Consider the following 25419-nt stretch of genomic DNA (forward strand, 5'->3'; position numbering starts at 1 on the left):
CCTTCCGCGCATGCCTGGGACGGCCGGGGCGGAAATCCCCGGCCGGCGGCAGGTCAGCTTGACCGAACGCCTTGCAAAGTAGCACCCTTTGCAAAGTGAGCGATGAAGCATCCCGAGCAGCGTCCACCGGCCCGCCGTCGCACCGCGCCCGGCGGCCGCTCCCGGACCACCCCGTACGCATCGCCCTGCTGGACCTGCTCGCCGAGGCCGGCACCGTCACGTCCACCCAGGCCGCCGCCCGCCTCGGCCACAGCTCCGGCCTCTGCTCCTTCCACCTGCGCCAGCTCGCCCGGCACGGCCTCATCGAGGAGGTACCGCACACCGGCGGGCGGGCCCGGCCGTGGCGGCTGCGCTGGGACACCCCGTCCGGACCGGCGGGACAGCAGGAACAGCCCGGACAGGCCGGGGAGGCCGGACAGCCCCAGCAGATCGGACAGACCGGGCGATCCGAGCGGGCCGACCCGGCCGGGCAAGCAGCGCCGGAACGTTTCGACGCACTCGCCCGCGGCCTGGAGGACGAGAGCTACCAGCACTGGCTGGCCCACCGGGACCGGGCGCCCGCCGAGTGGCGGCACGACGCGTCGTTCAGCGAAGTGGTGCACCTGACTCCGGCGGAGACGGCCGAACTCGCCACCGCCGTCCGCGCCCTGCTGGCCCCGTACCGCGAACGGAACCGGGAGCCGGCCGCCCGCCCGGCGGGTACGGCGGCGGTGGCCGCGGTCACCAGGCTGTTCCCCCTGCTGACCGAGGCCCCCGCACCGCGTCGGCCCTAACGCGACTGAAGCGCCTGCTTCATCAGGGTCCGGCCGAAGTCCCACATCAGGCCCCCGCCCTGGTGCGCGTCGTCCATCACCTCCGTGAACGCCGTCACGAACCGGCCCACCTCCCGTTCCCCGATCGTCAGGGGCGGGATGAGCTTGATGACCTCCAGGTGGTCGCCGGAGACCTGGGTGAGGATGCGGTGGCGCTGGAGGAGCGGGACCACGACCATCTGGGCGAACAGGCCCTTGCGGGCTGCCTGGAGCATGGTCCAGTGGCCGCGCAGTCTCAGGGACTTGGGGCGGCCGAACTCGATGCCGATCATCAGGCCGCGGCCGCGGACGTCGTGCAGCAGCTCGTACCGGTCGACGAGGGCGGCCAGCTTCGTACGGAGCAGGTCGCCGGTGTGACGGGCGTTGGCGACGGTCTGTTCGTCCTCCATGACCGTCAGGACCGCCAGGCCGGCGGCCATCGCCTGGGCGTTGGCGCCGAAGCTGGCGGAGTGGACGAGGACGCGGTCCATGGAGGAGTAGACCTTCTTGAAGATCCAGTCCTTGCCGAGGGTCGCGCCGACCGGGACGTAACCGCCGGAGAGGGCCTTGGCCACGCACACCAGGTCCGGCTCCACCCCGTCCTCGTGCTGGTAGGCGAAGAAGTCGCCGGTACGGCCGAGGCCGGTCTGCACCTCGTCGGCGATCAGCAGCGCCTTGTGGCGGTGCAGCAACTCCTGGGCGGCGCGCAGGAAGCCGGGAGGTGTGGGGTGGACGCCCTTGCCTTGGATCGGCTCGACGATGAAGGCCGCCACGTCGCCACGGCGCAGCTCCCGTTCCAGCGCGTCCAGGTCGCCCATCTCGATGCCGGTGTCCGGCAGCAGCGGTGCGAAGCCGTCGCGGAAGCCGTCCTCGCCGTTGACCGACAGGGAGCCGGTGGTCAGGCCGTGGAAGGCGTGGGCGCAGTACAGGACGCGGGGTTTCCCGGTGGCGTAGCGGGCGAACTTCAGGGCGGTCTCGACCGCTTCCGTGCCGCTGTTGCCGAAGAAGACGCGGTCCAGGTGGGGTGTGTGGGACAGCAGTTTCTCGGCGAGCAGGCCGGGCAGCGGCTGGCAGTCGAAGCGGGTGAGGTCGGCGAGCTGGGCGTCGAGGACGTCGTGCAGGGCCTGCCGGACGACCGGGTGGTGCCGGCCGAGGCCCATCACGCCGAAGCCGGCCAGCATGTCGAGGTAGTCCTGGCCGTCCGCGTCCCAGAAGTAGGCGCCCTCGGCCCGCTCGTAGACCTTGTCGAAGCCGATGGTGTGCAGCATCCGCGGCAGTTGGTGGTTGACGTACCTGGCGTGCAGGTCGTAGCGCTCGGCGCCGCGTTCGGCGAGCAGCTTGGTCAGGTCGAATCCGGTCACGAGCCGTTCTCCGTCACGCGTCGTTCTCCTTACGGGCCAGGGAGGCGCTGATCCGGCCGGCGATCTCGGCCGGGGTGAGCCCGATGTCGGCGAGCACCTCGCCGCGCTTGCCGTGCGCCAGGAACTGCTCGGGGATGCCGAAGGTCCGCAGCGGTACGTCCACGTCCGCGTCGCGCAGCGCCTGACCGACCGCCGACCCCACTCCCCCGTTGCGGCTGTTGTCCTCCACGACGGCCACCGCGGCGTGCCCCGCGGCGAGCCGGACGAGGGCGGGGTCCACGGGCTTGACCCAGCGCGGGTCGACGACGGTGACGCCGATGCCGCGCTCCGCCAGAAGGCCCGCCGCCTCCAGGCAGACCGGCGCCATCACGCCCACCGATACCAGCAGCACGTCCGCGCGCTCACCGCGGGCGAGCACGTCCACGCCGCCGATCCGCTCCAGCGCCGGTACCGGCTCGCCCACCGACTCCTTCGGGAAGCGCAGCACGGTCGGCGCGTCGTCCACGTCGACGGCTTCCCGCAGCTCGGCGCGGAGCTGGTCGGCGTCGCGCGGCGCGGCGATCCGCAGGCCCGGGACGACGCCGAGGACGGACATGTCCCACATGCCGTTGTGGCTCGGCCCGTCGGTGCCGGTCACCCCGGCCCGGTCGAGGACGAAGGTGACGCCGCACCTGTGCAGCGCCACGTCCATGAGGACCTGGTCGAAGGCGCGGTTGAGGAAGGTCGCGTACACCGCGAAGACCGGGTGCAGACCGCCGGTGGCCAGGCCCGCCGCCGAGGTCGCCGCGTGCTGTTCGGCGATGCCCACGTCCCACGTACGGTCGGGGAAGGCGGCCGCGAACTTGCCGAGGCCGACGGGCTGGAGCATCGCCGCGGTGATGGCGACGACGTCCGGGCGCTCCTCGCCGATCCTGACCATCTCGTCGCCGAAGACCGAGGTCCACGACGGCGGGCCGGGCGGCGCGACGGGGGCGCAGGTCAGCGGGTCCATCGCGCCGACGGTGTGGAACCGGTCCGCCTCGTCCTCCAGCGCGGGCCGGAAACCGCGGCCCTTCTCGGTGCGGCAGTGCACCAGGACGGGCCCGTGGAAGCGGGCGGCGCGGCGCAGCGCGGACTCGACGGCGGCGATGTCGTGGCCGTCGATCGGGCCGACGTACTTCAGGCCCAGATCCTCGAACATGCCCTGCGGCGCGAAGGCGTCCTTGAAGCCCTTCTTGGCGCCGTGCAGCGACTCGTACAGCGGGCGGCCCACGACGGGGGCGCGCTGCACGATCTCCTTGCCCCAGGCGAGGAAGCGCTCGTAGCCGTCGGTGGTGCGCAGGGTGGCGAGGTGGTCGGCGAGGCCGCCGATGGTGGGCGCGTAGGAGCGCTCGTTGTCGTTGACGACGATGATGAGGGGGCGGTCCTTGGCGGCGGCGATGTTGTTGAGCGCCTCCCAGGCCATGCCGCCGGTCAGCGCGCCGTCGCCGATGACCGCCACGACGTGGTCGGCGCGGCCGCGCACCTGGTTGGCCTTGGCCAGGCCGTCGGCCCAACCCAGGACGGTGGAGGCGTGCGAGTTCTCGATGACGTCGTGGTCGGACTCCTCGCGGGACGGGTAGCCGGACAGTCCGCCCTTGCCGCGCAGCTTGGAGAAGTCCTGGCGGCCGGTCAGGAGCTTGTGCACGTACGACTGGTGTCCGGTGTCCCACAGGATGCGGTCGGCGGGCGAGTCGAAGACCCGGTGCAGGGCGATGGTCAGTTCCACCACGCCCAGGTTGGGCCCGAGGTGGCCGCCGGTCCGCGCCACCGCGTGCACGAGGAACTGCCTGATCTCCTCGGCGAGCGCGCCGAGGGCTTCCCCGGGAATCTCCTTGAGGTCGTGCGGGTCGCGGATCTGTTCCAGCATCGACATGCTCGGTCCCCCTCCATGGGTACAGCTCTGCGGGTTCAGCTGACGGTCACGTCGGGGGTGCCGGGCACCACTCCTTCGGCCGCCATGTCTGCGGCGATCTTCATGGCCTCGTCGATCAGCGTCTCGACGATCTTCGACTCGGGCACCGTCTTGATGACCTCGCCCTTGACGAAGATCTGGCCCTTGCCGTTGCCGGACGCCACCCCGAGGTCGGCCTCGCGGGCCTCACCGGGACCGTTGACGACGCAGCCCATGACCGCGACGCGCAGCGGCACCTCCATGCCCTCCAGGCCCGCGGCGACCTCGTCGGCGAGCTTGTAGACGTCCACCTGGGCACGGCCGCAGGACGGGCAGGAGACGATCTCCAGACGGCGCGGGCGCAGGTTCAGCGACTCCAGGATCTGCAGACCGACCTTGACCTCCTCGGCCGGCGGCGCCGACAGGGAGACGCGGATCGTGTCGCCGATGCCCTCGCTCAGCAGCGCGCCGAAGGCCACCGCCGACTTGATGGTGCCCTGGAACGCCGGACCGGCCTCCGTCACCCCCAGGTGCAGCGGGTAGTCGCACTGCGCCGCCAGCAGCCGGTACGCGTTGACCATGACGACCGGGTCGTTGTGCTTCACCGAGATCTTGATGTCACGGAAACCGTGCTCCTCGAACAGCGAGCACTCCCACAGCGCCGACTCCACCAGCGCCTCGGGCGTCGCCTTCCCGTACTTCTCCAGCAGGCGCTTGTCCAGCGAACCGGCGTTGACCCCGATCCGGATCGGCACCCCGGCGTCGGAGGCCGCCTTGGCGATCTCCTTCACCCGGTTGTCGAACTGCCGGATGTTGCCGGGGTTGACCCGGACCGCCGCACAGCCGGCGTCGATCGCGGCGAACACGTACTTCGGCTGGAAGTGGATGTCGGCGATGACCGGGATCTGCGACTTGCGGGCGATGACCGGCAGCGCGTCGGCGTCGTCCTGCGAGGGGCAGGCGACCCGGACGATCTGGCAGCCGGACGCGGTCAGCTCGGCGATCTGCTGGAGCGTCGCGCCGATGTCGGCGGTGTTCGTCGTGGTCATCGACTGCACCGATACGGGGGCGCCGCCGCCCACCGGCACCGGCCCGACCTGGATACGGCGCGAGACGCGCCGCTCCGCGAGCGGCCGGGCCGGCACCTCGGGGAGGCCCAGGGCGACGGCGGTCCCGGAGGCGCTGCCTCCGGGAGGCTCTCCGGTCCCCATCACGTCACCCGCGGTTTCCCGCGACGGTCTCACGGGCGGCGCGCAGGGACTCCTTGAGGGAGCCCATCGTCGCAAGGACGGCGGTGGGCTCGTAGCCGCAGTGCGCCATGCAGTTGGCGCAGCGCGGGTCCTTGCCGCGGCCGTACTTGTCCCAGTCGGTCTCCTCGATCAGCTGCCGGTACGTGGGGACGTACCCGTCGCTCATCAGGTAGCAGGGCCGCTGCCAGCCGAAGAGCGAGTAGTTGGGGATCGCCCAGGCCGTGCAGGGGAAGTCCGCCTTGCCTTCCAGGAAGTCCAGGAACAGCGGGCTGTGGTTGAGCCGCCAGCGGCGCCGGTTGCCTCCGGCGAAGGCCTTCTTGAACAGTTCCCTGGTCTGCTCGACGCCGAGGAAGTGCTCCTGGTCGGGGGCCTTCTCGTAGGCGTAGGCGGGCGAGAGCATCATCTCGTCGACCTGGAGGTCGTCGTTGAGGAAGTCGAGCACCTCGATGATGGTCTGCGGGGTGTCGGTGTTGAAGAAGGTGGAGTTGGTGGTGACCCGGAAGCCGCGCCGCTTGGCTTCCTTGATCGCCTCCACGGCCTCGTCGAAGACGCCCTCCTTGGCCACCGACTCGTCGTGCCGCTCGCGCATCCCGTCGATGTGCACCGCGAAGGCGAAGTACCGGGAGGGGGTGAACTGGTCCATCTTCTTGCGCAGCAGCATGGCGTTGGTGCACAGGAAGACGTACTTCCGCTTGGCCACCAACTGCCGCACGATCTCGTCGATCTGCGGGTGCATCAGGGGCTCGCCGCCCGCGATGGAGACCATCGGCGCGCCGGACTCCAGCACCGCGCCGACCGCCTGCGCGACCGGCATCCGCTGTTTGAGCACACCGGCCGGGTGCTGGATCTTTCCGCAGCCCTCGCACTTGAGGTTGCAGGCGAAGAGGGGTTCCAGCTCCACGATGAGCGGGAATTTCTCCCGCTTGCGCACTTTCTGTTCAAAGAGATACGTACCGACCCGGATGGACTGACGGAGCGGCATGGCCATCTGGCTCACCTCCTGGGGAGCTGCAAAGAACGGTGCCATTCGAAGAAGACAGGGAGGATGGAGCGCAGCACACGAAAGGCCGACATTCCACCGCGTAAAGTGCCGATTCGGACAAGTTCATGTTCTGGAGCGTCCACGATCACCCGGACGGCCGCAACCGGACGCCCGCCGTCCCGCGTCGCGGCCGCCAGCGTCGCGGCGGACTCCATGTCCACCGCGACGGCGCCCGCGGCCCGCAGCCCGGCCCGCTCCGCGCCGCGCACGACGTGGTCGGAGCCGCGCAGCAGGCCGGTGTGCACCGTCACGCCACGCTCCTTCAGGGCCCGCAGCAGCGGACCGTTGTCGGAGCAGGGCACGTCCGGCGCGCCGGGCAGGTGGCCGCGGGCCGACTCCGCGACGACCACGTCCCCCGGCAGCATCCCGGGGACGAGGCCGGCGCAGAAGCCGGTGGCGACGACCGGCGCCCGGGCCGTGACGGAGCCGTCGCGCAGCGCGTGGGTGACGGCGTCCGACGCCGCCCGCGGGCCCATGCCCGTACGGAGCATGACGGCGGGCGCACTCGCGCCGCCGCGGTCGCCGCCGCGCAGCGCGAGCCGCTCGATGCCGAGCGCGCAGGCGACCAGCAGCGGCGGCTCCTGCGGCCGGGCCCCATGGCCGCCGCGGACGGCGGCTGCGCTGCGCGACCTGCGCATCAGGCCCCCTGGGACGCGCCGGCCGGTCCGCCGTTGACATACCGGCCGAGGGCTGTCAGCGGAAAGACCTGCCGGTACAGGTGGTAGTTGATCGAGAAGTCCCAGGGGAAGCCCGTACCGGTGAAGTACGGCTCGTCCCAGGAACCGTCGGCGCGCTGCGTCTCGGCCAGCCAGCGCACCCCGCGCGTGACCGCCGCGCTCTCCCGCTCGCCCGCCGCGAGCAGGGCCATGAGCGCCCACGCGGTCTGCGAGGCGGTCGACTCGCCGCGGCCCGCCCACGCCTTGTCCTGGTAGGAACGCTGGTCCTCGCCCCAGCCGCCGTCCTCGTTCTGGACGCGTTCCAGCCAGCGCACGGCGCGGCGGACCGCGGGGTGCGAGGCGGGGATGCCGGCGGCGGCCAGCGCGGGGAGCACCGAGCCGGTGCCGTAGACGTAGTTGGTGCCCCAGCGGCCGAACCACGAGCCGTCCGGCTCCTGTTCGGCCAGCAGCCAGCGGATGCCTCGCCGCACCCGCGCGTCGTGCGTCATGCCGAGGTCGGCGGCCATCTCCACGACGTGCGCGGTGACGTCGGCCGACGGCGGGTCGATGACCTCGCCGAAGTCGCAGAACGGCAGCCGGTTGGGGAACGGGCTGGTGTTGTCGGCGTCGAAGGCGCCCCAGGCCCCGTTCTTGGACTGCATGCCGAGCGTCCAGCGCACGGCGCGCCGGACGGCGGCGTCGGCCCGCTCCGGGTCCGGGTACTGGATGCGGCGCAGCGCGAGGACGACTTCGGCGGTGTCGTCGATGTCCGGGTAGTTGTCGTTCTCGAACTCGAACGCCCAGCCTCCGGACGGGAGTTGCGGCCTGCGGACGCTCCAGTCGCCCGGCCGGCGGATCTGCTCGGCGAGCATCCATTCGGCCGCCTTGACCAGTTGCGGGTGGTCGGCGGGCAGGCCGGCGTCGGCGAGCGCGATGGCGGCGAGACAGGTGTCCCAGACCGGGGACTGGCACGCCTCGATCATGCGGACGGGCGCGCCGTCCGCGTCCTCGCGCCACACGGCGAAACGGTCCAGCGACTTCAGGCCCTCGCGCAGCACCGGGTGTTCGAGGTCGTACCCCAGCAGATGCAGCGCGATGATCGAGTAGACGGCCGGCGGCTGGATGCCGCCCCAGCATCCGTCGTTCTCCTGGCGTTCGACGATCCAGTTCGCCGCGGCCTTCATCGCCGAGCGGCGGAGCCCGCGGAGGGCCACCTTGCGGTAGCCGTGCAGGCCCTTGTCCAGCCGCTGGAAGATCCCGTCCCAGGTCGCGGCGGGGGCGAGCGGCCGCGGCGGGTTCGGGCGGGCCGGGTCGGTGTGCAGTTCGTCCAGGGCGAACGGCGCGGGCCGTACCGGACGCACGGCCGAGACGATCGTCAGTGCCACGATCGTCTGCCGCGCCCAGCACGCGAAGTCGTAGATGTTGAGCGGGAACCACTTCGGGAAGTAGATCAGCTCGGGCGGCAGTTCGGGCAGGTCCGACCACGGCCACCAGCCGAACAGTGCCAGCCAGATCCGGGTGAAGACGCGGGAGGCGGCGATGCCGCCGTGCTCGCGGATCCAGGTGGCGGCCCGGGCCATGTGGGCGGCGTCCGGCGCGTCGCCGGCCAGCCGCAGGGCGACGTACGCCTCGATGGTCGCGGACAGTTCGCCGGGCCCGTTGTAGAAGGTGGCCCAGGTGCCGTCCGCGCGCTGCTCGCCGCGGAGGTGGCGGGCGGCGGCCTCGGTGGTGTGCCGGTCGCCGATGCCCAGGAACTGCCGCAGCAGCAGGTCCTCGGCGTCCATGGTCACATTGGTTTCCAGGTCGCCCTTCCACCAGCCCGCGTCGTCCTGCCCGGACAGCAGGTACTCGGTGGCGCGGGCCGCGGCGCGGCGGGCGGCGCCGGCCGTGTCCGTGGTGGCGGCCGGGCCGTTCTCGGTGTTCTCGGCGGTGGCGTCGCCGGCCGAGGGGGCACGGGGCGGCAGCGCCCCGGTGCTTCCGTCGGTCGTCGCTGTCATGGTTTCCCCTTCTGCAGTGAACTCTGTGAAGCGTGCTCAGGGATTCCGTCAGCCGGCACCCGGGCCCCGCCTCGGAGCGGGGAAGGCACCGGCCGGCGACTGCGATCTAGATCGGTTCGATAGTGATCATCTCTCTCGTACGACGACGAAGTCCGCGAGCGCGACGAACTGCGCGCGGACCGGTGCGGGCATGTCCACCTCGTCCAGTGCGGCGATGGCGGTGGTGTGCTGGCGGCGGGCCTCCTGGGAGGTCCACTCGCGGCCGCCTGCCTCCTCGATGAGGGCCGCGCGGGAGGCGAACTCCTCCTCGGTGAAGTCGGCGATCTCGTCCTCGCTCTTCTTCGCGTCCGCCGCGAGGATGCCGGCCAGCCGCTCGGCGGCCGGGTTGTCGGCCGCCAGGGCGGCGACGACCGGCAGCGACTTCTTGCGCTGGCGCAGGTCGCTCCAGGTCTGCTTGCCGGTGGCCTCCGGATCGCCCCAGATGCCGAGCAGGTCGTCGACGGCCTGGAAGGCGAGGCCGAGGTGGTAGCCGTACCGCTCCAGGATGTCGGCGGTACGGTCGTCGGCGCCGCCGAGGACGGCACCGATGGAGACGGCGCAGGCGAGCAGCGCGCCCGTCTTATTGCCCTCCATCTCCAGGCACTCCTCGACGGTGACCCGCTCGCGGTGCTCGTAGGAGATGTCCTGGGCCTGGCCGTCGATGAGCTTGCGGGTGGCCACCGTCAGGCGGCGGGTGGCGCGGCCGGCCTCGACCGTGCCCAGCTCCAGCAGTATTTCGTTGGCGAGGGCGAACAGCGCGTCGCCGACGAGGATCGCCTGCGCCGGGCCGTGCACCTTCCACACCGTGTCGCGGTGGCGCCGCTGCTCGTCGCCGTCCATCAGGTCGTCGTGCAGCAGCGAGAAGTTGTGAACCAGTTCGACGGCGACGGCGCCGGGCACGCCGACCTCCGGCGGCTGTCCGGCGGCCTGCGCCGACAGCAGCGCGAGCGCGGGGCGTACGGCCTTGCCGCCGTCCCCGGACGCGGGCCGGCCGGCGGCGTCGATCCAGCCGAAGTGGTACGCGGCGACGGTGTCCATGGGAGGCGCGAGCCGGTCCACGGCGGCACGCAGCACGGGAGTGGCGAGCCGCCGCCCGCGCTCCAGCAGCGCGGTGACGCTCTCGGTGTCGATAGCTGGGGAAGCCGGATTCACGGTTTCTCCTCTGTTTCCGGTGCTCGTGCTCGTGCGAGCGCTCGTACTCGTGGTCATGCCACCTCCTGGGGCAACCGGCCCTGGGGGCAGCCGAGTTCGGTGAGTGCCTCGCGAACGGCGCCGAGGCCGCTGCGAACAGCGCTTTCCATGGTCGCGGGCCACCCGGTGGCGGTCCACGCACCGGCCAGGTACAGGCCGGGGGTCTGGGTACGGGCGGCGGGCCGCAGCCGGCCGACGCCCGGGGTGGGGGCGAACGTCGCGGTGCGTTCGCGGGTGACGAAGAAGTCGCGGACGCCGGCGCCGCGCGCGGCGGGCAACAGCCGCTCCAGCTCCGGCAGGTAGCGTGCGCGCAGCTCGGCCACCGGCCGGTCGATGTCGTCCTGCGCGGCGGACTGCGACACGGCCAGGTACTGGCTGCGGGCGCCGCCGGGCAGCGCGGCGAGGCCGGAGGCTTCCGTACGGTCGAAGACCCACTGCACGGGCGAGCCGAGCGCCGCGAAAAACGTCCCCCTCGACGGACCTGACGGTCCGGGGGGTGCCCCCAGCTCGAGCACCGGCCGGTCGTAAATGACGTGCAGATTCAGGATCGGCGCGGTGCCGATCTCCAGCAGCCGGTCCTGGCCGTCGAGGCTGCCCTCCGGCAGGAGGCCGTGCGTCTCGCGCTGCGGCAACGCCAGCACGACCGTTTTGGCACCGATCTGCTCGCGGCCGTGCGGCCCGTTCTCCACCGTCACCCGCCAGGTGCCGTCCTCGGCCCGGGCCAGGGCGCTCGCGCGGGTGCGCAGCTCGACGCGGACGCCCGCCTTCTCCAGGGCCTCGCGCGCGAGCGTGTCGTGCACCTCGCCGAGCGGCACCCGTGACCAGCCGATGTCGGCGGCGCCGTTGTCGGAGAGCAGCCCCGTCTTGAAGACCTTGGCGGCCAGGCCCAGCGACGCGTCGCCGGCCCGCGCGTTGAGCGTCGCGACGCCGACCAGGTCCCACAGCGCCTCGACCGCGCGCGGCGACTGGCCGTGCCGGGCCAGCCAGGAGGCGAAGTCGACGCCGTCCAGTGCGGGGTCCTCGGGGTCGAGCTTCTTCAGGGCCAGCGCCGCGCGGCCCACGTTCGCCCGCTCGGCGAGCGACAGGTGCGGGTACATGGCCAGGCTCTTCGCCAGGTGCAGCGGTACGGGCAGGGCCGTACGCCGCAGCCGCCCCAGCCGCAGCCCGTCGGCGTCCAGCACCGGGACGTCCATCCGGTCCTGGAGAGGCACCAGGGCGCGTCCCCCCACCCGGCGGAGGAACCAGTCGTACGCGGTGCAGCAGCGCAGGTAGACGTGCTGCCCGTTGTCGACGGTCAGCTCCCCCGCCGCGGACTCGCGACGGAAGGAGAAGACCAGGCCGCCCAGCCTGGGCCGGCCCTCGACGAGGGTGACCCGCAGTCCGGCGTCGGCCAGCGCCAGCGCCGCCGTGATGCCGGCCAGACCGCCCCCAATGACCACCGCAGCCGCCCCATCGGGACGGCCTGCTTCCTGTGCATCGTGCCGGTCGGGCCCCATCGGTTCCGATGTCATTCGCCCTCCCTGATTACTGCCGTCAGGGACGCAGCGGCCCGGCGGAGGGTTGCCCGCCGCTTGGCCCGCCGCAGTGGCCCTGAGCAGGGCTCGTCGCCCTCACCCGTCTCCCTGACCGTCATCCGCGCCTCCTCACGGGCGGCCGTCCCGCCGCCCGGGCCGCCTGCCGGCGGCCGATCGCCCGCGCGTCGAAGCCCGACAGGCCGCGCACCGCCACGAACGCCTTCTCCCGGCCGGGCAGCGAGACCCGGCCGCGCAGCACGGCCTCCGGGTCCGCGGCGATCCGCGACAGGAGGCGGTGGTAGATGCCGGCCATGGCGGCGACGCAGGCCCCGCTGCGCCGGTCGAGCATCGGCAGCAGCCGGAAGCCCTGGTCGAACAGGGCGCGGGCACGCCTGACTTCGTAGTGGACCAGTCCGGTGAAGTCCGCGCCGGGCGGTGGTACCGGACTGTGGAAGCCCACCGAGCAGCCGAACTTGGCGAGGTCGTCGGAAGGGAGGTACGTACGGCCGTTCCCGGCGTCCTCGCGAACGTCTCTCAGGATATTGGTCAGTTGCAGCGCCAGCCCGAGCGTATCGGCGTACTCGGCGGCGCGTGCGGTGTCCGGCGCGCCGGGTACGGTGCCGAACACTCCCAGGGAGAGCCGGCCGATGGCCCCCGCCACACAGCGGCAGTAGACCTTCAGGTCGTCCCAGGTCTCGTACGTCTCGCCGCGTACGTCCATCAGGACGCCGTCGATCAGCTCGTCGAGCCCGTCCAGCGGGATCGGGAAGCGCCGGGCGGCGTCGGCCAGCGCGACCGCCACCGGGTCGGTGTCGTCCTCGTCGACCGCGCCGTCCTTGATGCGGGCGAGCAGGGCCCGGGTCTCCTCCAGCCGCTGCTGCTTGGCGCCGTCCTCCAGCGGGCCGTCGCCGATGTCGTCGACGCGGCGCGAGAAGGCGTAGAGCGCCGACATGGCCTGCCGCTTGTCGGCCGGCAACAGCCGGATGCCGTAGGCGAAGTTACGTGCCTGCTGCCCGGTCACGGTCTCGCAGTAACGGTATGCAGCGAGCACCGGCGCGGACGCGTGTGCGATGTCCTCCACGGTCCGACTCACCCCTCTCTTCGCAATGTCGCCCCCACCTCGCGCAGCAGGCTGAGCTTGGTCGGCTTGGGCGGTCCAGGGAGTACGTCGTGGTCGGCGGCCGCGACCGCCCGGAGTGCGGCGCGTCCGCCGCCGACGAAGCCGGCGAGCAGCAGCTTGAGCCTGCCGTGGACGCTACCCACCAGCGGGGTGCCTTCATTCAGCAGCGCACGGGCGCGTTCCGCCTCGTACGCGATCAGCGCGCGCACCGGCGCGCCCCCTGTCGGGGCGGCCAGGTCCGCCTCGGTGACGCCGAAGTGTTTCATGTCCTCGCCGGGAAGATAGACGCGGTCCCGGCCCAGGTCCTCGGCGACGTCCTGGAGGTGCTCGACGATCTGCAGCGCGGTGCAGACCGCGTCCGAGCGCCGGACCCGCTCCGGGCTGGCGGTGCCGGTGATGCCCAGGACGAGCCGGCCGACGGGATTGGCGGACAGCTCGCAGTAGGCGAGCAGGTCGCCGTAGGTCGCGTAGCGGCCGACCCGCTGGTCCTGCCGGTTGGCCTCGATCAGGCCGAGGAAGGGCTCGGGGGTCAGGCCGCAGCGGCGCACGGTGGGGCCGAGGCGGCGCATCAGGGGGTGCAGCGGTCCGGGGGCGCGGTCGCTGAAGACGCGGTACAGGTCCGCCTCCAGCGCGTCGAGCAGGGCGAGCGTGTCTCCCGCGTCCCGCTCGGGGTCCAGACCGAGCCGGGCCGCGTCACCGCCGCCGGGCGCCAGGTCGCCGTCGCCGATGTCGTCCACGAGGCGCGCGAAGCCGTAGACGGCCATCAGGTCCCGGCGCCAGGCGCGCGGCAGGAAGAACGGCGCCACCGGGAAGTTCTCGTGCGCGGCCTGGTCCGTGACGGTGCGCGACTGCGCGTCGTCCCGGCCGCCGCCCGGCGTCCGGGGCCGGGCCAGGACGTCGCGTGCCCGTGCCATCCCTCGGCTCACCGGAGGCTGCCCGGCGCGTTTCGGAGCCGGAGAGTTCCAGTAGCCATTGCCGTCACGCCTCCCGTTCTACACCGCCAAGCCAAAACATCCCATTTCGGACACGCCGCATGACGCGACCCGCCCGATCGGACTCCCGGTCGCCAGGACGGGTACGCATTGCCCGACTTGTGCCACTTGTGCTGTTCAGTACCCGTACAGCTTACGCCGTACATCTCACCGGCGTCCGAGGGGGTACCGAACCTCGAAGCAACGATCCGGTCAACATCCATACGCCATGAACTGTTCCTGTATCCGGCCGAGTTGACCAGCTGTTGACGATCTCAGGACCGGCGCACGACCTTCCGCGGCCGGCCCGCGACGATCAACGGCCCCCGCGAGCCGGACTCGCGGGGGCCGTGCGACGCGCTGCGGGCTACTTGCCCGACTCCTTCTCGTACGCCTTGATCACCTCGTCGGTCGGGCCGTCCATCAGCAGCTCGCCCCGCTCCAGCCACAGCACCCGGTCGCAGGTGTCCCTGATCGACTTGTTGTTGTGGCTGACCAGGAAGACCGTACCGGCCTCCTTGCGCAGCTCGCGGATGCGGGCCTCGGAGCGCTTCTGGAACGCCCGGTCACCCGTCGCCAGCGCCTCGTCGATCATCAGGACGTCGTGGTCCTTGGCCGCCGCGATGGAGAAGCGCAGCCGGGCCGCCATGCCGGAGGAGTACGTCCGCATCGGCAGCGAGATGAAGTCGCCCTTCTCGTTGATGCCCGAGAAGTCGACGATCCCCTGGTAGCGCTCGCGCACCTGCTCGCGGGACATGCCCATCGCCAGCCCGCCGAGCACGACGTTCTTCTCGCCGGTCAGGTCGTTCATCAGGGCCGCGTTCACGCCCAGCAGCGACGGCTGGCCGTGCGAGTAGACCCGGCCGCGCTCCGCCGGCAGCAGGCCGGCTACGGCCTTGAGCAGCGTCGACTTGCCGGAGCCGTTCGAGCCGATCAGGCCGATCGACTCGCCGCGGTAGGCGGTGAAGCTGACGCCCTTGACCGCGTGCACCTCCCGCACCCCGCCGGAGGGCTTGCGGCGGATGATGCGGTTCAGGGCCGCGGTGGCGCTGCCCTTGCCCGCTCCGGTGCCGTACACCCGGTACACGATGTGCAGGTCGTCCGCGATCACGGTGGGGACGCGGTTCCCGTCCGCCGTCTGTACGGCGTCCTCTTGCTCAGCCACGGCCGTACCGCTCCTCAGCCTTCCAGAAGTACACGAAGCCGACGACGCCCATCACCAGCGCCCAGCCGACGGCCAGCGGCCACACGTGCGGGGGCAGCTTGTCCGACGTGAAGCTGTCGATCAGCGCGAAACGCATCAGGTCGATGAAGATCACGGCCGGGTTGCAGTCCAGCAGGACGTGCACGAAGGCCGGGACCGCCTTCTCCTTGAGGATCACGTCGATGCTGAACATCACGCCGGACGCGTACATCCACGTCCGCATGATGAACGGCATGAGCTGCGCCAGGTCCGGCGTCTTGCTGCCCAGGCGGGCCATGACCATGGCCAGTCCGGTGTTGAAGACGAACTGGAGCACCAGCGCCGGGATCGCCAGCAGCCAGGACCAGGTGGGCACCTGTCCGTAGCCCAGCAGGATGAGGATCAGCACGCCCATCGAGAACAGCAGCTGCTGGAGCTGCATCAGGCAGAACGAGATGGGCAGGCAGGCCCGCGGGAAGTGCAGGGCGCGCACCAGTCCCAGGTTGCCGGAGACCGCGCGGGTTCCGGCCATCACCGAGCTCTGCGTGAAGGTGAAGATGAAGACACCGGTGACCAGGAAGGGCACGTAGTCCTCGACACCGCGGCTGGTGCCGATCAGCAGGCCGAAGATGAGGTAGTAGACGAGCGCGTTCAGCAGGGGCGTCACCACCTGCCACACCTGGCCCAGCTTCGCCTGGCTGTACTGCGCGGTCAGCTTCGCGCTGGAGAAGGCGCGGATGAAGTGCCGCCGGTCCCACAGCTGCCGGACGTACTCCGGCAGGCTGGGCCGCGCCCCGCTCTGCGTGAGCCCGTACTTGCGGGCCAGCTCGGCACGGGACAGCCCGTCGTCGGATGATGGCGGGGCACTCATGGCGACCGCACTGTCGTGCGTAGTCTCGCTCACTGTTGACACTTTCGTCCTCAAGGTGCGCTGCCGGGGCCGTGCCCCGGGTTCGCGCCTGATGCTCTCAGATTCGAGCTTGTCAGATGACGGGAGGGCGGCCCAGCCGGGTCAGGCGCCACACGGTACGCCACTTCATGGGGCGCCGGGGACCACCGGACGTGGCCCAGCCCTCCTTGAAGCCGCCCAGCCAGGCACGCAGCGCGGGCCGCGAGGGCCGCCGGGCCAGGGTGAGCAGGAACCAGACACCGAGATAGACCGGAACCAGCGGAGCCGGAAGGTTACGGCGGGCCAGCCAGACCCGGTTGCGGGCCACCATACGGTGGTAGACCGCGTGCCGGCTGGGGGCGTGCGTGGGGTGCAGCAGCACCATGTCCGCCCGGTAGTCGATCATCCAGCCCGCGTCCAGGGCCCGCCAGGCCAGGTCGGTCTCCTCATGGGCGTAGAAGAAGTCGTCGGGCAGTCCGCCGACCTCTGCGAAGACCTTCGTACGGACCGCGTTGGCGCCGCCCAGGAAGGTGGTGACCCGGGAGGACCGCATCGGGTCGGAGGCCCGCAGCCGCGGCACGTGCCGCCGCTGCGTCTCGCCCGTCTCCGGGTCCGCGATGCGGAAACTGATGATGCCGAGCTTCTGGTCGCGGGCGAACGCCTCGCGGCACTGTTCGGCCGTGTCCGCCCGCTCCAGCAGCCCGTCGTCGTCCAGGAACAGCAGCACGTCCACCTCGCTGCCGCCCGGTCCGAACGCCTCGATGCCGACGTTGCGCCCGGCGGGGATGCCGACGTTCTCCGGCAGCTCCACGGTCCGTACGCCCTCGGGCAGCGCCGGCAGCGGCGAGCCGTTGCCGACGACCACGACCTCGACGGGGTCGCCGTGCTGCTTGGCGACCGAGTCGAGCAGGGCGCGCAGCTCCTCGGGGCGGTTGCCCATGGTCAGGACGACAGCGCCGACCTTCATGTCTCGTGCCCCCGTCACTTGAGCCTGCTGGAGGCGAGGATGGACACCAGGTGGAGCAGCGTCTGGAGGAGCGCGATCCCGGCCATCACCGCGACGCCGAGCCGCGAGAAGAACAGGTCGCCCCGGGCCGCGTCCACGACCGCCAGGACCAGGATCACCAGCGACGCCTCGATGCCGAGGATCAGCCGGTGGAACTTGAGCGCGGCGGCGGCCCTGCGGGCCAGCGCCATGCCGGACGAGCGCGGCTCGGACGCCGCCTCCTTGACCGGTGGCAGTCCGCCCTGGTGGCGGGCGACGCCGACCAGGTCGGTCTCGGCCTTGATGAGGATCGCGCCGAGGGCGGCCAGGGTGCCCAGGAAGGCCCACAGCCAGTCGATCCGCCCGGAGCCCCACAGGTCGGCGGCGCGCAGCCCGAAGCCGACCAGTACGGCGGCGTCGGTGAGGTAGGCGCCGACCCGGTCCAGGTACACCCCGCCGAGCGAGAACTGCTTCTTCCAGCGGGCCACCTCGCCGTCGACACAGTCGAGCAGCAGGTAGAGCTGGACCATCAGCACCCCGAGCACGGCCCCCCAGATCCCCGGCACCAGCAGGGCCGGGGCCGCGAGGACGCCGAAGAGGGTCATGACGTAGGTCAGCTGGTTCGGCGTGATCCTGGTGTTCACCAGGTACCGGTCGCAGCGCAGCGAGATCTCCCGCATGTACAGGCGACCGGCCCAGTGCTCACCGCTGCGCCGGTCCTTGACACCCGCGGGGTGCACGACCGGGCGGAGTTCAGCTACGGACGGCTTGTGCATAGTCGGCGTATGCGTCCCTGATCTGGTCGGTGGACAGGTCGAGGTGTTCGAGGATCGTGTAGCGGCCGGGGCGGGTCCGCGGCGCGTAGGCGACGGCCTTGACGAACTCTTCGTCGCTGAAGCCGATCTCGCCGGGCGTCACCGGGAGGCCGTGCCGCCGCAGCACCTCGATCATCAGCCCGCAGGTCTCCTTGTCCCCGCGCAGGTGAGTGGCGAAGGCGGCGCCGAGGCCGCACTGCTCGCCGTGGCTCGCCGCCCGCTTGGGGTAGAGGATGTCGAAGGCGTGGTTGATCTCGTGGCAGGCGCCGGAGGCCGGGCGGCTGTCGCCGGCCACGGACATCGAGATGCCGGTGAGGACCAGGCCCTCGGCCAGCACCTGGAGGAAGCCGTCGTCGCCGACGCCGCCAGGGTGGCGCAGTACGGCCTCGCCGGCCTGACGCGCCATGGCGGCGGCCAGTCCGTCGATGTCCTCGCCGGTCTCGCGGTGCGACAGCTCCCAGTCCGCGACGGCGGAGATGTTGGAGATGGCGTCGCCGATCCCGGACCGGACGAAGCGGACCGGGGCCTCCCGGATGACGTCGAGGTCGATCACCACGGCGATCGGGTTGGGCACGCCGTACGAGCCGCGGCCCGCGTCGTTGTCGAGGGTGGCCACCGGCGAGCACAGGCCGTCGTGCGACAGGTTCGTCGCGACGGCGACCAGCGGCAGACCGATGCGGGCCGCCGCGTACTTCGCACAGTCGATGATCTTGCCGCCGCCGAGGCCCACGACCGCGTCGTAGTGGCCCTTCTTCATGGCGTCGCCGAGCTTGATCGCGTCGTCCAGCGTGCCGCCGCCGACCTCGTACCAGTCGGCGCCGGGCAGCGCGGGGGCCAGCCGCTCCCGCAGCCGGGCCCCGGAGCCGCCGCTGATCGCGACGGCCAGCTTCCCGGACGCGGAGATGCGCTGATCGGCCAGCAGGCCCGCCAGGTCGTCCAGTGCGCCGGCGCTGATGTCGACGACGACCGGGGACGGAATGAGGCGGGTCAGTACCGGCATGCGATCTCACGGCCCTTCGCGAGGTCGTCGTGGTTGTCGATCTCGACCCACGCCACCTCGCCGATCGGGGCCACGTCGATCCGGAAGCCGCGGTTGACCAGCTCCTGGTAGCCGTCCTCGTAGTACAGGTCGGGGTCGCGCTCGAAGGTGGTCTTCAGCGCGTCCGCCAGTTCCTCGGCGGCCGAGCCCTCGATGAGGGTGACACCGATGTACTCACCGGTGGCCTCGGCGGGGTCCATCAGCTTGGTGATCTTCCGGGCGCCCTTGTCGGGGTCGACGACGACCTTCATCTCCTCGTCGGCGAGCTGCTTGACCGTGTCCAGCGCCATGATGATCTTCCGGCCCTCACCGCGGGCGGCGAGCAGCGTCCGCTCGACCGAGACCGGGTGCACGGTGTCACCGTTGGCGAGGATCACGTCGTGCTTGATCGCGTCCCGGCCGCACCACAGGGAGTAGGCGTTGTTCCACTCCTCGGCCTTGTCGTTGTCGATGAGCGTGAGCTTGAGGCCGTACTTGGCCTCCAGCGCCGCCTTGCGCTCGTACACGGCCTCCTTGCGGTAGCCGACGATGATCGCGACCTCGGTCAGGCCGATCTCGGCGAAGTTGCCGAGCGTCAGGTCCAGGATGGTGGTCTCACCATCGACCGGCACCAGTGCCTTGGGCAGGGTGTCGGTGTAGGGACGCAGACGCCGTCCGGCGCCGGCGGCCAGCACGAGGCCGATCATGCGGGTTCTCCTTCATCGTGTACGGCGGGTGCTCCGGAGGACACCCAGAAGCGGATGCTCTCCACGAGCACCAGCAGCGCCAGGACCAGTGCCAGGACCGTCAGCGCGATTGTGAAACCTGAGCCGTGCAGCAGTGCCGCGAGGAGGACGACGAGCAGCGTGCGCCCCTCGTGCCCGCCGGCTCCCCGCACCAGCCATCGCGGCGGAGCCCCCGTGCCGACGCGGATGCGGTAGACGGTGTCGTAGTGATGGTAGGCGACCGCCGCCACCAGGCCGAACGCCGCGGGCAGCGCCTGGTCGGCGTCGGAGCGGGCCGCCACGACCAGGATGGCGACGTATTCGCCCACGCGGAACAGCGGCGGCACGAGCCAGTCGAGCGGGCCCTTGAGCGGACGGGCGACGGCGGCACCGGCGAAGGCCGCGTACACGGCCGCGCCGAGGACCGGCCACCAGCCGCCGGCGTCGCTCCACGTCAGCAGCGCCACGAGAAAGGCCACGCCCGCGAACGCCATGACGGGAGCGGTCACCGTGCCGCCCGCCGCCGGGCCCTTGGCGACCAGTTCCGCCAACGGGCCGGAGTCGGCGAGGTCGGCGAGGGCCCCGGCGGCCCGGTCGGTCCGCCGCGCGCGCCGCGTCAGCGAGCGCAGCACCCGGCCCGCCGTGGTGTAGCAGGCGGCCAGGGCGCAGCCGATGAGCAGCGCGTAGAAGACGATGCGCGGGGTGGTGCAGGCGGTCAGCAGGGCGATCATGGCCCAGCGCTCGCCGATGGGCAGCACGATCATCCGGCGCACCCAGACCGTCCAGCCGACGCTGTCGAGCCGGTCGGACAGGGCCGCGGTGGGACTGGTGTTGCCGGTGGCGTCGTGGTTCGCCTCGTTGAAGGAGAAGTCGACGACATGCCGGCAGGTCTGGAGAACCATGGCTCCCAGAGCCAGCGCCCACACGTCGTCGCCGCCGCGCGCCGCGCCGAGCGCGAGGCCCGCGTAGTACGCGTACTCCTTCGCGCGGTCGAAGGTCGCGTCGAGCCAGGCGCCCATCGTCGAGTACTGCAACGAGTAGCGGGCGAGCTGCCCGTCGGCGCAGTCCAGGACGAAGGAGAAGATCAGGAGCAGGCCGGCGGCGATGAATCCGCCGCGACTGCCGGTGGCCGCGCAGCCCGCCGCGATCACCGCGGTGAGCAGCGACGCCGTGGTGACCTGGTTGGGGGTCAGGCCGCGGCGCGCGCACCAGCGGGCGATGTAACGGGAGTACGGGCTGATGCAGAAGGTGGTGAAGAACCCGTCGCGGGCCTTGACCGCCGTACGCAGCCGTACGGCCTCGTCGTCGACGGCGGCGACGGCCTCCTCGGCCGTGGCGCGCTCCGCGGGCGTCAGCGGGACGGTGGCGACCAGGCTGCCCAGTTCGACGCGCTGCAACGCGGCGTCCCCGGCCTCCATGGTCTCGGCGAGCGCGTCCGGCAGGACGTCCACGCGGTAGCGGGTGCCGGGGCCGGCGGGGACCGCGGCCGCGGCGTGCTGGAGCGCGGCGCGCGCCTCGGGCTGCGCGGTGACGGCGCCCGGCACCGCGGCGGCCGGGAAACGCGGGTCGGTCAGCGCCAGCCGGAGGCTGTGCAGGTGACCCACGAACCGGGGGTCGACCACGGCGACGCGTTCATCGGCCGGAACCGCGGCGAGCGCGTCGGCCACGGCCGCGGCACCGTCCGCCGTACGGACGTCGAAACCCAGCGAGCGCAGGGCGGCTTCGAGCGGCGACCCGGCGACCGGCGGACCGGTGAGGATGGCGGTCGACAGACGAACTCACTCCTTGGAAGCTGGCGAGGCCGCGCCGGTCGGTCCGCATTCGATACGGACTACCCGGGCAGCGGGCGTGGCACACCTGGGCCCCCAGGGGGCGGGTGGGCACGTCGGCAGAGGCTATCGGATCGCCGGATGCGGCCGTTCACCGCGCATTCACCGCACGATCGAGTGACCGCAGGCTGCGCCTGCCGCGATCATCATGGTGGATCAACGCACCCGGGAACAACTGACGCCCGGATGCCGTGCCGGATATGGCACGGCTGGTCCCGTGTGGGTGGATTGCATGGGGCACCCCTCGTCCTGTCAGGGTGCTTCTTTCGTCCTGGCAGGGTGGCCCCCGTCGCGGCACGGCGCCCCCTCGCCCTGACGCGGCGCCCCTTGCTCTGACGCGGTGCCCCCTCGTTCCGGCGCGGCGCCCCCGCTCTGACGCGGCGCCCCGTTGCCCCGGCGCGGCGCCCCTTGCCTTGGCGCGGTGCCCTTGCCCTGACGCGGCACCCCCTCGCCCTGACGCCGCGCCCCTCGTCCCGGCGCGGTGCCCCTCGTCCTTACTGGCCGAATCGAACGCCACATTCCCCCACCGGGGGCCTACCCAGCGGGAGCGGACGGGAAGCGTCGGGCGGCAGGGGGCAGGCCGGGGACGGTGACCGCCAGGCGAGGGCGGGCCGCCCCTGGACGGGGCGCAGGCCACCGCACGGCGGGGGCAGACCACCCCGAGGCGGGGCGCAGGCCACCGCACGGCGGGGCAGGCCGCGCCGCCAGACGAGGCGCAGGCCACGACCAGACGGGACCGGCCGCCACCAGGCGAGGCGCAGGCCGCCACCAGGCAAGGCACAGGCCCGCCACCAGGCGGGGCAGGCCGCGTCGCCAGACGAGGCGCAGGCCGCCACCAGACGGGACCGGCCGCCACCAGACAAGGAACGGGCCGCCGCCAGACGGGACAGCCCGCGACCACACGGGGCAAGCCGCTGCCGGACAAGGCCGGCCGCCCCAAGCGAACGCGGCGCACGGCCACCGGGCGGGGTGGCCAGCCGACTGGGCAAGATCGGCGACGGGGAGGGAATCCGCGCAGGTCAGAGTAGTGACAACGGTGTTCAGCGTCGCGTTGCCACATACCCCCCACCCGTAGTTCACTGCTAGAGCCGACGGCTTCGGCCGGGCGGCGTGGAGGCGGCATCTCGGACGGAGGCGTACGGCATGGGCGCAGGACACGACCACGGATTCGGCGGGCCGGCGGCGGGCGGCGCGGGGACCGGCACGGCGGCCGCGGCGTACTGCGGCCGATTGCGCGGGGCGCTGGCGCTGACCTCGACCGTCATGGTCGCCGAGATCATCGGCAGCGTGGTCACCGGCTCGCTGGCGCTGCTCGCCGACGCGGGCCACATGGCCACGGACGTGGTGGGCCTGACGATGGCGCTGATCGCGATCCGCTTCGCGAACCGGCCGCCTTCCCCGCAGCGCACCTTCGGCCTGGCCCGCGCCGAGATCCTCGCGGCGGTGGCGAACGCCCTGCTGCTGTTCGGCGTCGGCGGGTATGTGCTGGTCACGGCGGTGCCGCGGTTCTTCGAGCCGGTCGGGATCGAGGGTGGTACGACCATGGTCTTCGGCGCCGTCGGTCTGGTGGCGAACCTGGTGTCGCTGTCCCTGCTGATGCGCGGGCAGCGCGACAGCCTCAATGTGCGCGGCGCGTTCCTGGAGGTGGCGGCGGACGCGCTGGGGTCGGTGGCGGTGGTCGTGGCGGCCCTGCTGGTCACCCTCACGGGCTGGGCGGCGGCCGACCCGATCGCGTCCATCGTGATCGGGCTGATGATCGTGCCGCGTACCTGGAAGCTCTTCCGCGAGTCCCTGGACGTGCTGCTGGAGTCCGCACCCAAGGGAGTGGACATGACAGAGGTACGGGCGCATCTGCTCGCGCTGCCGGGCGTCGAGGACGTCCACGATCTGCACGCCTGGACGATCACGTCGGGGATGCCGGTGCTCTCGGCCCACGTGGTCGTCGCCCCGGACGCGCTGGACACCGCCGGTCAGGAGAAGATGCTGCACGCGCTGCGCGGCTGCCTGGGCGGGCACTTCGACGTCGGGCACTGCACCTTCCAGCTGGAGCCGGGCGGCCTGGCGGCGCACGAGGCGCAACTGTGCCCATGATGCGGGCGCGGCTAGGGCAGACTTGAGCGGCGAGGAGACCGACGACAAGGATGGGCATGCCGATCACACCTGCCAACGGACAGACCGCCGGAACCACGGCGGTGAACCCGCCGGACGGCACCGCCGAACCGATCTTGCTGGAGCTGGTCGACGAGAACGGCGCGACGATCGGCACCGAGGAGAAGCTCGCCGCCCATCAGCCGCCCGGCCTGCTGCACCGGGCGTTCTCGGTCTTCCTCTTCGACGACCGGGGGCGGCTGCTGCTCCAGCGCCGCGCCCTGGGCAAGTACCACTCCCCCGGCGTCTGGTCCAACACCTGCTGCGGCCATCCGTACCCCGGTGAGACGCCGTTCGCCGCGGCGGCCCGGCGCACCGCCGAGGAGCTGGGGGTCGCCCCGGCGCTGCTCGGCGAGGCCGGCACGGTCCGCTACAACCACCCGGACCCGGAGTCCGGGCTGGTCGAGCAGGAGTACAACCACCTGTTCGTGGGACTGGTGCAGGCCGCGCCGGAGCCGGACCCCGAGGAGGTCGGCGAGATCGCGTTCGTGACGCCTCAGGAGCTGGCCGAGCGGCACCGGCAGGCGCCGTTCTCGGCGTGGTTCATGACCGTGCTGGACGCGGCCAGGCCCGCCGTGCGGGAGCTCACCGGACCGGCGGCGGGCTGGTAGACCCGCCCGTCGGCGGGGCGAGCGGCAGTTCGGCCCAGACCGCCTTGCCGCCGCTCGCCGTGTGCTCGACGTCGCACTTGCCGCCCGCCTCGGCGGTGAGCATCTTGACCAGCCACAGGCCGCGCCCGCCGATGTCGCCCTCGTCCGCCTCGACGGCCTTGGGGCGGTACGGGTGGTCGTCCTCCACGGCGGCCCTGACCCAGTTGGCGCCGACCGTGACCTCGACGGTGATCTCGGGGGAGAGCAGCGCGGCGTGCTGCACGGCGTTGGTGACCAGTTCGGAGACGATCAGCAGCAGGGCGTCCAGGACCTCCCCGGCCGCGGGCACGCGCTGCCGGGCGAGCAGGTCCCGGACCGCGTGGCGTGCTTGGGGCACCGACGACTCCAGTGCCGGTGCGGTGAAGCGCCAGACTCCTTCGTACGCGCGCGCGGCGGTCAGCTCCTCGGGGGGTTCGGCCGGGGGGCCGGAAGGCGTCCTCACCCTCCGAGTGTTGGTTGTGAGCTGGCCCGGACCGGCTCGCTGAACACAAGTCAGCGTCTATCGACGTCTTCTGACCGAATTCGCCATCGGCGCTCAGGCCAGCGACTGATCCTGACCTTTTTGTTTCCTGTTCAAGAATTGCCGGATGAGGCCGGTGGGCGCCCGGTGGCGTCCGGTGCACCCGTACGCGGGCCGCGGCCGTCCGCCACCATACCGACGATCCGCCGCCCGCCGACGCCCATCGCGATCAGCCCCAGCCCGTCGAAGAGCAGCGCGAGGGAGAAGAAGCAGCCGATCACGTACCGGCTGCTGTGCGGCCAGTCACCGAGCACCAGCACGCCCAGCAGGATGCCGAAGGCCCCCTGCACCAGCGTCCAGCCGAACTGCGGCCCCCGTACGACCGCGCCGCCGGCGAGCCGGAAGACACCTCCGGTCAGGAACAGCAGCGCCGCGAACATCGTCAGGCCCGCCGCCGCCACCTCCGGCTGCCGGATGACCACCACCCCCGCGGCGATGTTCAGCGCCGCCACGATCACCGCGAGCCAGAAGAAGCTGGTGCCGCGCGACTGGATCGCGTGCAGCAGCCCGACCACGCCGCCGATCAGCAGCAGCCATCCGAAGAGCAGCATCGAGGTGAGGGTCGCGAAACCGACGTACACGAGACCCACCAGACCGGCGACCACCAGGATCGCCCCGAGCACCGCCAGCAGGCCGAAGCTGCGTTTCAGCTCGCCCGCCGCCTGCGTCCCCGGCGGCGCCGTGGCCGCCGAGGCCTTCGAGGATCTGTCCCTGCCGAGCATCACGGTCCTCCTCACGGACGCCTTTGTCCCGGTATACCTCTTTCGGGCCCGGACGGCAGCGCACGCACGACAGCAGGCCCGGTGCTTACGG

Annotated in this window: 22 protein-coding genes; 3 read left to right on the forward strand and 19 right to left on the reverse strand. The window is 72.0% G+C overall.

Going from position 1 to position 25419, the window contains the following annotated elements; genetic code table 11:
- Positions 1-95: 95 nt before the first annotated feature.
- On the forward strand, positions 96-773 hold the full coding sequence (locus AB0A97_RS12500; protein ID WP_361148161.1) for a helix-turn-helix domain-containing protein: 678 nt from the start codon (positions 96-98) through the stop codon (positions 771-773).
- Here AB0A97_RS12500 and AB0A97_RS12505 read toward each other — a convergent pair.
- From AB0A97_RS12505 to AB0A97_RS12585, 17 genes are all read right to left on the reverse strand, one after another.
- Entirely contained in the window at positions 770-2152 is a 1383-nt protein-coding gene (locus AB0A97_RS12505; RefSeq protein ID WP_361148163.1) for an aspartate aminotransferase family protein, read from the reverse strand. The two genes, AB0A97_RS12500 and AB0A97_RS12505, sit on opposite strands and share 4 nt — an antisense overlap.
- A 13-nt stretch (positions 2153-2165) precedes the next feature.
- On the reverse strand, positions 2166-4046 hold the full coding sequence (gene dxs, locus AB0A97_RS12510; protein WP_361148165.1) for a 1-deoxy-D-xylulose-5-phosphate synthase: 1881 nt from the start codon (positions 4044-4046) through the stop codon (positions 2166-2168).
- Positions 4047-4081: 35 nt separating this feature from the next.
- Positions 4082-5275, reverse strand: coding sequence for a flavodoxin-dependent (E)-4-hydroxy-3-methylbut-2-enyl-diphosphate synthase (ispG, locus tag AB0A97_RS12515; protein ID WP_361148167.1), 1194 nt, complete (start codon positions 5273-5275; stop codon positions 4082-4084).
- A 4-nt stretch (positions 5276-5279) separates the two neighbouring features.
- On the reverse strand, positions 5280-6302 hold the full coding sequence (gene hpnH / locus AB0A97_RS12520; protein WP_030023864.1) for an adenosyl-hopene transferase HpnH: 1023 nt from the start codon (positions 6300-6302) through the stop codon (positions 5280-5282).
- A gap of 5 nt (positions 6303-6307) precedes the next feature.
- Entirely contained in the window at positions 6308-6994 is a 687-nt protein-coding gene (locus AB0A97_RS12525) for a 1-hydroxy-2-methyl-2-butenyl 4-diphosphate reductase (protein WP_361148169.1), read from the reverse strand.
- Entirely contained in the window at positions 6994-9009 is a 2016-nt protein-coding gene (gene shc / locus AB0A97_RS12530; protein ID WP_361148171.1) for a squalene--hopene cyclase, read from the reverse strand. Before shc ends, AB0A97_RS12525 begins: the two co-directional genes overlap by 1 nt.
- A 126-nt stretch (positions 9010-9135) precedes the next feature.
- Positions 9136-10200, reverse strand: a complete 1065-nt coding sequence (locus AB0A97_RS12535) for a polyprenyl synthetase family protein (RefSeq protein ID WP_361148173.1) — start codon at positions 10198-10200, stop codon at positions 9136-9138.
- A 53-nt stretch (positions 10201-10253) separates the two neighbouring features.
- Complete coding sequence (gene hpnE, locus AB0A97_RS12540) at positions 10254-11735, reverse strand: hydroxysqualene dehydroxylase HpnE (RefSeq protein WP_361148784.1); 1482 nt, start codon at positions 11733-11735, stop codon at positions 10254-10256.
- Between the two features lie 133 nt (positions 11736-11868).
- Positions 11869-12834, reverse strand: a complete 966-nt coding sequence (hpnD, locus tag AB0A97_RS12545; RefSeq protein WP_361148175.1) for a presqualene diphosphate synthase HpnD — start codon at positions 12832-12834, stop codon at positions 11869-11871.
- A gap of 8 nt (positions 12835-12842) precedes the next feature.
- Positions 12843-13787, reverse strand: a complete 945-nt coding sequence (gene hpnC, locus AB0A97_RS12550) for a squalene synthase HpnC (protein ID WP_361148177.1) — start codon at positions 13785-13787, stop codon at positions 12843-12845.
- A gap of 424 nt (positions 13788-14211) precedes the next feature.
- A complete protein-coding gene (locus AB0A97_RS12555; protein WP_030023851.1) occupies positions 14212-15009 on the reverse strand; it encodes an ABC transporter ATP-binding protein in 798 nt (265 codons plus the stop codon).
- The gene (locus AB0A97_RS12560) at positions 15002-15931 is read right to left on the reverse strand and encodes an ABC transporter permease (RefSeq protein ID WP_361148179.1); all 930 of its coding nucleotides are present in this window, start codon (positions 15929-15931) and stop codon (positions 15002-15004) included. Before AB0A97_RS12560 ends, AB0A97_RS12555 begins: the two co-directional genes overlap by 8 nt.
- A 79-nt stretch (positions 15932-16010) precedes the next feature.
- On the reverse strand, positions 16011-16883 hold the full coding sequence (locus AB0A97_RS12565) for a glycosyltransferase (RefSeq protein WP_361148181.1): 873 nt from the start codon (positions 16881-16883) through the stop codon (positions 16011-16013).
- Between the two features lie 14 nt (positions 16884-16897).
- Positions 16898-17677: a CDP-alcohol phosphatidyltransferase family protein gene (locus tag AB0A97_RS12570; RefSeq protein ID WP_361148183.1), complete on the reverse strand. Its 780-nt coding sequence runs from the start codon at positions 17675-17677 to the stop codon at positions 16898-16900.
- Entirely contained in the window at positions 17655-18716 is a 1062-nt protein-coding gene (locus AB0A97_RS12575) for an iron-containing alcohol dehydrogenase family protein (protein ID WP_361148185.1), read from the reverse strand. The genes AB0A97_RS12570 and AB0A97_RS12575 overlap by 23 nt, the downstream gene beginning before the upstream one ends.
- On the reverse strand, positions 18704-19441 hold the full coding sequence (locus AB0A97_RS12580; RefSeq protein WP_361148187.1) for a phosphocholine cytidylyltransferase family protein: 738 nt from the start codon (positions 19439-19441) through the stop codon (positions 18704-18706). The genes AB0A97_RS12575 and AB0A97_RS12580 overlap by 13 nt, the downstream gene beginning before the upstream one ends.
- Positions 19438-21231 carry a DUF5941 domain-containing protein gene (locus AB0A97_RS12585; RefSeq protein WP_361148786.1) on the reverse strand — a complete coding sequence of 598 codons (1794 nt, stop codon included), beginning with the start codon at positions 21229-21231 and terminating at the stop codon, positions 19438-19440. The genes AB0A97_RS12580 and AB0A97_RS12585 overlap by 4 nt, the downstream gene beginning before the upstream one ends.
- 1200 nt (positions 21232-22431) lie before the next feature.
- On the opposite strand from AB0A97_RS12585, the gene AB0A97_RS12590 reads away from it, so the two are divergent.
- Both AB0A97_RS12590 and idi read left to right on the forward strand, forming a co-directional pair.
- Positions 22432-23379, forward strand: coding sequence for a cation diffusion facilitator family transporter (locus AB0A97_RS12590; RefSeq protein WP_361148189.1), 948 nt, complete (start codon positions 22432-22434; stop codon positions 23377-23379).
- 56 nt (positions 23380-23435) lie between these two features.
- A complete protein-coding gene (idi, locus tag AB0A97_RS12595; protein WP_361148191.1) occupies positions 23436-24047 on the forward strand; it encodes an isopentenyl-diphosphate Delta-isomerase in 612 nt (203 codons plus the stop codon).
- Here the strand turns inward: idi and AB0A97_RS12600 are convergent.
- On the reverse strand, positions 24022-24528 hold the full coding sequence (locus AB0A97_RS12600; protein WP_361148193.1) for an ATP-binding protein: 507 nt from the start codon (positions 24526-24528) through the stop codon (positions 24022-24024). The genes idi and AB0A97_RS12600 overlap by 26 nt on opposite strands.
- Positions 24529-24659: 131 nt before the next feature.
- Positions 24660-25328: an HdeD family acid-resistance protein gene (locus AB0A97_RS12605; protein WP_361148195.1), complete on the reverse strand. Its 669-nt coding sequence runs from the start codon at positions 25326-25328 to the stop codon at positions 24660-24662.
- Positions 25329-25419 lie beyond the last annotated feature (91 nt).

This window comes from Streptomyces sp. NPDC045470, from assembly GCF_040646595.1.
Classification (GTDB): Bacteria; Actinomycetota; Actinomycetes; order Streptomycetales; family Streptomycetaceae; genus Streptomyces.